Here is an 8605-nt window from a genome sequence, read left to right on the forward strand (position 1 = left end):
ATCAAGGCGTTCGATGGTCAGGCGCCACCAAAGGAGCGCTTGCTCCAGAGCGAGGATTGTCGGTCGTGCTGAGCGACTCAGAGACGCTTCTCTGCTTCACCGGCAGTCGCGAGGTGAAGCTGCCGCATCACGGTCTCCCGCAGCCTTCACTTCTGAAGCTTCATCGGAAGTCCACATTCCGAGACATGACCTATCTTGCTCGACAGGCCTTCGATTTCTCCTGTCACTCATGGCGTATGTTCACGCCAGCTCCACTTCCGATCACGATCCTCTATTCCGAACTCATCGCGCGCCTTCTGGCCGGACTGCGCGACGTACCCAATTGGGACCCCGACACCATGCTTGGTTCCATCGGCCGGACGCGGTGGTTCCTGTGACCCATCTGATAGACCAGCTAAGTGAAGCACTTGCGATCGCGGCCAGCGATGATGTGGATCAGCCGGAACACGCTCGCGCGTTCTCTCAATGGATGGGGTTCAGGCATCACGGCAACATCACAATCCTCGCTGGTCTTGGAGACGCCGCAATGGCGCCAAATGGAGCTGTGCGTGAGTCCAAGCACGCCGCTGTCCTTGGCTATGCTTGCCATCTTGATCCAGGGTTTCAGACCGCGTTTGTCGACGCGCTGAATTGGCTCCAGCAGCGGTCTTTCTTCGTCCCAGGTCGGCCACTCGCGTTTGAAGTAGACGGCATAGCCCTGCTCGGAGTGGCGCTCGGGATTTCGAAATTGCCCGCGGCCAAGGCAAAAGAATCTGCCAGTTGGCTACGCAACTTACTTGCAAAGCAGCCGGCGCCGGGAAGTCCCGGCGACTGGAATGATGCGCTCATTGCCTCAGCATCTGAACTCGTCGGACAATCCATGAGCACGATGACGGCCGACTTACGAACTGCGCTGGCCGAACGTTTGGGCACGCCGGCATCCGAGGAAGACAATGAAGCCGCATGGACGTTGATCGCCGAAAGGCGCGGTAGAAACGACGGTATGACACGTGCCGCCACGCAGCAGATCGCGCTCCACTTTCTTCTCAAAAATTCGACCTCAATCCGACCAGGTGCGATTACGGTAGAGCAGGTCGTAAACTTGCTTGAGGGTCTATCAGCGGGCCTGCGGCACTGGACGTGGGAAGACAAACCTCGCACGCCGAACTCCGCCATCGCGCGCTGGGAAATAGAAAATGAATATCACGTTCAAAACCTACTTTGGGCCGTGCTAGCTCCCGTCTTCACTGATATTGATGACGAGGAGTGGCTGAAATCCCTTGGGCATCATAAGCCCCGGGCTGACTTCGCAGTCCCCTCCTTGGATCTTATTATAGAGGCGAAGTTCCTTCGCGCCGGCAAAACCGCTTTTTCTAAGGTGATTGAAGAAGTCGCTGCAGATGCAAGCACCTATCTCCAGGAACTCAGTCCATATAGACATATTGTCGTGGTCATCTGGGACGATATCGCCCGAACAGAGGATCACTCCGAGCTTCGAAAGGGGCTGCTCAAAATCCGCGGGATACGCGGAGCAATTATTGTGCCTCGCCCTGCCAAAATGGGCCGAGCCGCCTGCTAGATTATAGAGAACCTTTGTTGGCCGCCCCACGCGCCTTTGAGTCGATCTGCGATACGCCTAACGTTGCCGCACTACCATCGGCTTTTTTTTGCGCCAAATACCTTTCAACATGTTCCTAAATGATATCTCTAGGTCAGCGTTCCCGAAGCACCAGACGCGCAGTCTGCGGATCGTAGACGCATCCCGTGATCGTACCGTCCTTTATGCGGACGACGGCCTCATCCACGGCGAACAGAGGAACCAAGAACCACTCCTTGGGCACGATCGGCTGGCCGAAGCGATCTTTGATCTCGACATCTAGCCGAGCCGCGCCAAAGACTTTGTGGATCAAGGTTTCAAGCTTCGCGCGGTTGACGTTGTAAAGCTCGTAAGTAGCGACGATCTCGACATCGGCCATGAGGTAAGTGGGATCGAGGCGAGCGTTGGCGATACGCCGCTCTACGCTGCCGCCCGTCACGCCAATCTTATGCAGGATTTCACGGTTCGCGGCGACCAGCGGATGGTCGGACTTGCTCCGCAACACGTAGATCGTGCCGCTGGCCTGATCACCATCGCCAGTCTGGTCGTCGAATAACGGGCCGGCGCTGGGCTCGGTAATACGCCGACCAGCCTCATCTTTGTAGAGGGCGCGCTGCAGCGATCGCAGCAGCAGGTCGCTCTCGGTGCCATTGGAATAGATCACCCGGAGCCGCGCGTCGGTTTCGCCATTCGGCGCCCTTATCGGCTCTCCAACCGCCGCCACATAAGCGGTCTGGCCGCCAAGGACGAAGAATTGCCCGGCCTGAATGTCGGCTTTCAGGAAACCTGCATCCTTGACGAAGGGTCTTGTGATCCGGCGCCCGCTCTCAAGATCGGCCTGCACCTGCAGGAATAGGGGCTTGAATCTATCGAAATCCACGCACTTCTCGCGGCTCGCGATTTCTTCGGCCTCGCGCTTCTCCGCACTGGTGCGCACATGGCGCAGCTTGGTGATGTCGGATGAACCGGCCGCGCCCTCCAGTTCGGCGAGCAGCTCGTCCTCATCCATCGAGTCAGCGGGCAGGCCAGACGCCATGGGCGCATCGGTAAGCAGTCCCTGGTGATCAAACTGTGTGAGAAGAGACCGGCATTCTTCCAGCGCGCGCAGTCGGTCGAGCCGCACGGCGTAGAGCTGTTCGAATATATCGCCATCCTCGCCGTGGCGCGGAGCGTGGCCGTTCTTCTCGACAAAGCGCTGGATCTCCTCAAAGCCCGCGATGATGCGCTCCTCCCGGGGCGAACGGCCGCCCTTCTTTTCCGGTTGCGCGAAATCGTCGAGTTCCGCACGCAGTTCATCAAGGTCGAGATCACTCATAGCGGCCCTCATCCTTGAAGCGAACGAACGCTGCGGCGCCTTCGGCCAGGTGCTTTTCCCAGGCGTCGGCCGAGCTGATCGAAGGCAGACGGCCGCGCTCCCGCTTGAACTCGACGGCGCGCTTGGCGATCACCTTCGCCTCTTCGGGCGTCAGGCTGGTGCGCTTGGCGGCGATCGCCGCGGCCACCTGCTTCAAACTTTCCTCGCTCATCGTCTTGGCGAGGATCGCATAGGCCTCCCCGAACGGATTGATCCGGTCGATCAGGTCGATGTCCAACTCGCGCACGTCCATCGCGAACTTGCGCACGCCATCGACAAAGGCGGTATTCGCACTCTCCTCGCCCAGCGAGCTACCCGCCGCGACTTCCTTCGCCTTCTGGGTCAGATTCAACGCCGCCACAGCATGCTGACGCACGGCTTCCTGATCCTCCGCGTCGAGGTGCGGGAACTTGTCCTTGATGATCTTACCCATGCGCACCTGGGTCAGTTCCTCGGGGACAAGTTCCTCGTCGAAGAGGCCGCGCTCGATCGTCGTCTTATCTTGCACGAAGGCGGCGATCACCTCGTTCAGGTCTTCTTGGCAGATCCGCGTCGCTTCCTCGCTCTTGGGCGTAGCAAGGCCTTTGATCTCGATCTGGAACTTGCCGGATTCCTCGTTGAAGCCGACGTTGCACTTATTCGGGTCGTAGCCGCCCTCGCCATAGTCAAAGCCCGGCGTCGGCTCGTTTTGCGGATTCTTCGGCTTGAACTCGAAGCGAGGGGCCAACACCTGCTCCATCAGCAGGCTCGCCGCGATAGCTTTCAGCGTGTCGTTCACCGCTTCGGTCACGATGTCGTCGGCGGCGGCAGGCTCAGCAATCAGATTTGAGAAGCGAGCGCGGATCTTGCCCGGTGCATCACGGGTGGCACGACCGATGATCTGCACGATCTCGGTCAGGCTGGAGCGGTAGCCAACCGTCAGCGCATGTTCGCACCATATCCAGTCGAAGCCCTCCTTCGCCATGCCCAGCGCGATGATGATGTCGACGTGATCACGATTGTTCTTCTGCGTGGTGTCTTTCAGCGCGGCGGACACGCGATCCCGCTTGGCTGGATCGTCATCGACCAGATCGGCGATACGCAGGATCTGGCCTTCCGGCGTCTTGACCAGTTGGAATCCCGTGGCCGGATCGGTGCCCTGCCAAGCGCCGAGCTCCTCGATGATGTGCTCCACCTCCTTGATCTTGTCCTTCGTGCTCTCGCGCGAATTGACGTTCGGGATGTGGATGATCGTCTTCTCGGCTGGGTTCAGCACCTTCAGAATGTCGTCGGCATACGAGTCCGAATAGAAGAAATAGCCGATGTCGAGCTGCTTCAGATACTGGTATCCATTGAGCTGCTCATAATAGGTGTAGGTAACGCTCTCGAACTTGCCTTCGTCCTGAGGCGCCAGCACCGCCTCGGCGTCGCCCCGAAAGTAGGATCCGGTCATCGCGACGATATGCACGCGGTCACGGGTGATAAAATCGCCCAGATGGATGCCGAGCTTGTTGTCGGGATTGGCCGAAACATGGTGGAACTCGTCCACCGCGATCAGCCTCTCGTCGAACGCCTCGACCCCGAATTTATCGACGGCGAAACGAAAGGTCGCATGGGTGCAGACCAGCACGTTGTCGTCGCTTTGAAGGAACGCGCCGAGCGAATTGACCTTGCCGCCATTGTCGTTTCCGGGCGCGTCGCAGAGATTCCACATCGGCTCGACGTGCCAGTCCGCCCAGAAGCCGTGCTTGCTCAGCGGCTCGTCATGAAAGCTTGAGCCGATGGATTTTTCCGGAACGACGATGATGGCCTGTTTGACGCCTTGGTTAGTGAGTTTGTCGAGCGCGATGAACATCAACGCGCGGCTCTTGCCCGAGGCTGGCGGCGACTTGATCAGTAGATATTGCTCGCCGCGCTTCTCGAAGGCGCGCTCCTGCATCGGCCGCATGCCGAACTCGTTGGCCTTTGTTGAGCTGCCGTTGCTGGCATACTTAACGGAAACGGAGGGGACTGATTTTGGCGTACTGTCGATCATTGCTTGCTCGCCTGTTTGTGGCCGGTGCGGTCTTTCAGGATGGCCTTGCCAAACCAGTCGGGCACGTCATTGACCTTCGACTCGAATATGTTCTCTGGCACCGCTTGCCAGAACGTGACGATCGCATCTGAAAATGCCTGAAACTGCTCCTCACTCACCCTTAGATGCGTGTGGTCGCGATACTCCACGCTTGAGAATGCAGCGCCGCAGAACGGGTCATCGAGATACTTAGGATACTTTTGCTTCAGATCCTCAAGTGATTTTCCCTTACCGTGCTTATACACGTTGACCACAAGACGGCACGCATCAAGCATTTGGAAGTGGTCTGCGCCACCAATCGGCCAACCAATGCTTTCCAACAATTCAGCGATCTGCGCAAAATCAGCCGACCACACTTTGAGCGCGGCGGCGTCACCTCGGTGCCAATGTTGAATTTCTCGAACTAGCCAATCACGCAGCTGCTTGTCCCATTCATGGAACATACCCGCGACGACGCTCAAGCGAGTCTGGTCTCGCATCTCACTGAGAAGGGTATAGAACTCGATACCGGCATCGTTGGCAGCTTCGTAGAAGTCGCCGGGGTCATGCCGATCAGGATCAAACCTTCCGCTGCTTCGCTGAAGCCAATCCTCGGTAGCCTTGTCGGCTTCGACCTCGATGTCTTCAAACTGTGAAAGCAAGCGCTTTCGCGCCTGCTCAACATAGAAGAGATGACCGGCAATCAAAGACTGCCGAAACGGACCCCACATCTGGAACAACACATAGTCGCTCATGCTGTCGCTACGTTGCGAGCTTTGGTGGCATTGCTCGGTGCCGCAGCCATCTTGGTGTAAAGCTCGAACAGCTTTTCGAGCCGCTCGGTGTCGTTCTTGAATCGGCGGCCAATATAGATGCGCTCTAGCACCTCATCGTTGCGTTCATGGGCGTCGCGGAGATCGTCTGGCATTTTAGACTCGCCGTCCTTCACCTCATACAAATCGGCTACCGTCGCGGGGAAATGGGCCTCCCGCGCGAGGAGAATGTCCGTGGCGCTGCGGGTCAAATCGGCCTTATTTTTTTCGGTTAGCAGTGGCACGGGAAAATTATTCCAGCCAAGGACGTTTGAGTATCGGTACCTCGTTTCCAGTTGACCACAAACCGTAGCGATCCAGACCAGATGCATCCGCGATGTGAGTAGCGACAACTGCCAGATCGGAGCGTCGAACATAGCGAAAGCTTCGCTTGAAATGATGTTTCCAGAGTCCAATAGACCAGCCGGAAGGTATGGCCTAGATTCGGATGATGTTCTGGGCATGATGATCGTCTGCCCTCGCGAACACCGCATCTCTCGAAGTTGATGCGAGCGAGCGGCCATTGCTCGACCTCCAGCATCGGTGCTCTTGGACCGCATCGCGCGTACAGCTTCAATCCGGCTCATTATTCCTTGAACCTGCTTTGCTTCGGCCAGATGGCGATCCTCAATCCAAAGGCAATACCGCTCTAAGTTACTGATGAACTCCTTCGACCCGTAAATGCGGCGTATCAAGCGATTGCGCTGAGTGTCATCTAGATTTAAATCAGTCACTTCCCGACGAGAGAGTAACAAATTCCCTCCGTCATACGGCATATTACCGAGATCCATCGACGACAGGTTCGCAAGTGGAGAGGATCGTTTTCCCACGATTACATCCGCGCCACCAACCAAATAGGCGTTAATGTTGGGAACTTCCTTCGATAAGACGCTCCCCCCTTCGGAAATTGAAAACAATTTCCGTGATGACTTTTGATCTCTTGAGAGGCCAATAATTGCGACTGTGACGCCGGCGTTGTTGCTGGCCAAATTTGCCCACTTGAACGACGTGTGGGCAAAGAATATTCTATGCTCCGTTCGAAATATCAGCGGCCATATAAGCGGAACTTGATGACCTTGGCAGAGCGAATTCGTTGTCACAAAAGCAAATGCAGAATTAGTCAGCATTCCATACTCGGCCGCCTTCATAAACCAACAGCCAACGTAATCTATATAGCCATGCTTGACCCCGGTTCGACCAAAGACGAACTCCATGTCATCAATTTCTTGAGGGGTCTTCTTACCTTTTCCAGCATAAGGGGGATTTCCACAGATATACGTTTCCCCACCTTCATTCTCGAAATCGATTTGCGCCTGATTGAGTGGCGTGTGAAACAAGTCGTCGGCATGATGCTTCACAGCCGTTCCCGTTGGCGGGCATATGCTGAGCCAATCGAGCCGCAAGGCGTTTTCGCAGGTGATCCAGTTTTGCGCGTCGAGCGGCAGGAAATCCCGGAGCGCTTCCCTCTGGCCACGATAAAGCACGTCGCACTGGTATTCGGCGATAATGAGCGCCAAGCGTGCGATCTCGGCCGGGAAGTCGCGTAGCTCGATCCCACGAAAGTTCGTCAGCGGAATTTCCGTGCGCCGGTCCGTTTCGTCACGGCGCCGATTGATCTCGGCCTCGATCGCCCGCATTTCCTTGTAGGCAATGACGAGGAAATTGCCCGAACCGCAGGCCGGATCGAACACCCGGACTTTCGACATCCGCTTGCGCAGGTTGAGCAACATGCGCGCATTGTCGCTAGCTTCATCCAGCTTCTCCCGCAGATCGTCGAGGAACAGCGGGTTCAGCACCTTCAGGATGTTCGGCACGCTGGTGTAGTGCATGCCGAGTGCGCCGCGTTCATCGTCGTCGGCCACGGCCTGGATCATCGACCCGAAAATGTCCGGGTTGATCTTCTTCCAATCGAGAGTGCCGATGTGCAGCAGGTAGGATCGCGCGATGCGGCTGAAGCGCGGCACATCCGTGCTGCCGGAAAACAGCCCGCCATTCACATAGGGAAAGCCATCAGCCCAGCGCGGGAGGCCCGCAGCGGCCCGTTCTGTAGTCTTGGTATTCATGGCGCGGAAAAGTTCGCTGATCACCTCTTGGGTGTTGGACGAATCCTTGGCACTCATTCTCTCGATGGCGGACGTGAACACGCCGATGCCATTAAAAATGTCGGTATCTTCCGCGAAGAAGCAGAAGATCAGCCGGGCCATAAAGTGGTTCATGTCGTGCCGGCGCTGCGCGGCGCCCCATTCGGGGTTGTCCTTCAGCAGCTCGACATAGAGCCGGTTGAGGCGGCTGGTCGCCCGAATGTCGAACGAGCTTTCGCGGACCTGCTTGACCGTGGTGATGCCAGCCAGCGGTAGAAAGAAGCCGAAGTGGTTGGGGAAATCCGCATAGGTGCAAGAGACCGGCGCATCATCGATTGTTAGGTCTTCGGCTTCGAACAGCTCGCCGTCGGTCGCCAGCACGAAGCGCGCCTTTGCCCGCGCCGTAGCTGGGCTGGCCTTCAACGCTATCAGCGTGCGCGTCACCTCACCTGGCTTGCAGGTAGCGATGTGAATGTTGTTGGTCTGAAGCACGCCGCCCAGATCGGACTTGTTTGATTCGCCCTTGCGCAGGCGCTTCAGCGTGGTTTCCTTGTTTCCGAAGGCTTCAAGGAACGCGTAGGGGAACTCGTCAGAGTCGAAGGGGCGCTCCGCCAGCGCCGAAATGGCCTCTTCGATTTCGACCGCGTTCATGCCCATAGCCCCTGGCACGCGCGCTTACGCATATCGGTCAGTACGCCCAGATTGCCGATCATCATTTCTGGAATCTCTCTGCGAGGTAGGGCGGCATTT

General features: G+C 57.3%; 5 protein-coding genes and 1 pseudogene. 2 read left to right on the forward strand and 4 right to left on the reverse strand.

The genetic code is table 11. The features are described 5' to 3' along the window. Both K2Y42_RS20450 and K2Y42_RS20455 read left to right on the forward strand, forming a co-directional pair. Nucleotides 1-377: pseudogene (locus tag K2Y42_RS20450) on the forward strand (hypothetical protein); the annotation flags it as partial. Then, on the forward strand, nucleotides 374-1558 hold the full coding sequence (locus K2Y42_RS20455; protein WP_291156406.1) for a hypothetical protein: 1185 nt from the start codon (nucleotides 374-376) through the stop codon (nucleotides 1556-1558). The pseudogene K2Y42_RS20450 and the gene K2Y42_RS20455, both read left to right, overlap by 4 nt. A gap of 133 nt (nucleotides 1559-1691) precedes the next feature. Here the strand turns inward: K2Y42_RS20455 and K2Y42_RS20460 are convergent, their stop codons facing one another. Genes K2Y42_RS20460 through K2Y42_RS20475 form a run of 4 tightly spaced genes read right to left on the reverse strand, consistent with a single transcriptional unit; the run spans nucleotide 1692 to nucleotide 8506 of the window. Then, nucleotides 1692-2891 carry a GIY-YIG nuclease family protein gene (locus tag K2Y42_RS20460; RefSeq protein WP_291156408.1) on the reverse strand — a complete coding sequence of 400 codons (1200 nt, stop codon included), beginning with the start codon at nucleotides 2889-2891 and terminating at the stop codon, nucleotides 1692-1694. Then, the gene (locus tag K2Y42_RS20465; protein WP_291156411.1) at nucleotides 2884-4944 is read right to left on the reverse strand and encodes a DEAD/DEAH box helicase; all 2061 of its coding nucleotides are present in this window, start codon (nucleotides 4942-4944) and stop codon (nucleotides 2884-2886) included. Before K2Y42_RS20465 ends, K2Y42_RS20460 begins: the two co-directional genes overlap by 8 nt. Further along, nucleotides 4941-5717, reverse strand: coding sequence for a hypothetical protein (locus tag K2Y42_RS20470; RefSeq protein ID WP_291156413.1), 777 nt, complete (start codon nucleotides 5715-5717; stop codon nucleotides 4941-4943). Before K2Y42_RS20470 ends, K2Y42_RS20465 begins: the two co-directional genes overlap by 4 nt. Continuing rightward, entirely contained in the window at nucleotides 5714-8506 is a 2793-nt protein-coding gene (locus tag K2Y42_RS20475) for a DNA methyltransferase (protein ID WP_291156415.1), read from the reverse strand. Before K2Y42_RS20475 ends, K2Y42_RS20470 begins: the two co-directional genes overlap by 4 nt. Nucleotides 8507-8605 lie beyond the last annotated feature (99 nt).

The organism is Hyphomicrobium sp. (genome assembly GCF_019744875.1).
GTDB lineage: Bacteria > Pseudomonadota > Alphaproteobacteria > Rhizobiales > Hyphomicrobiaceae > Hyphomicrobium_C.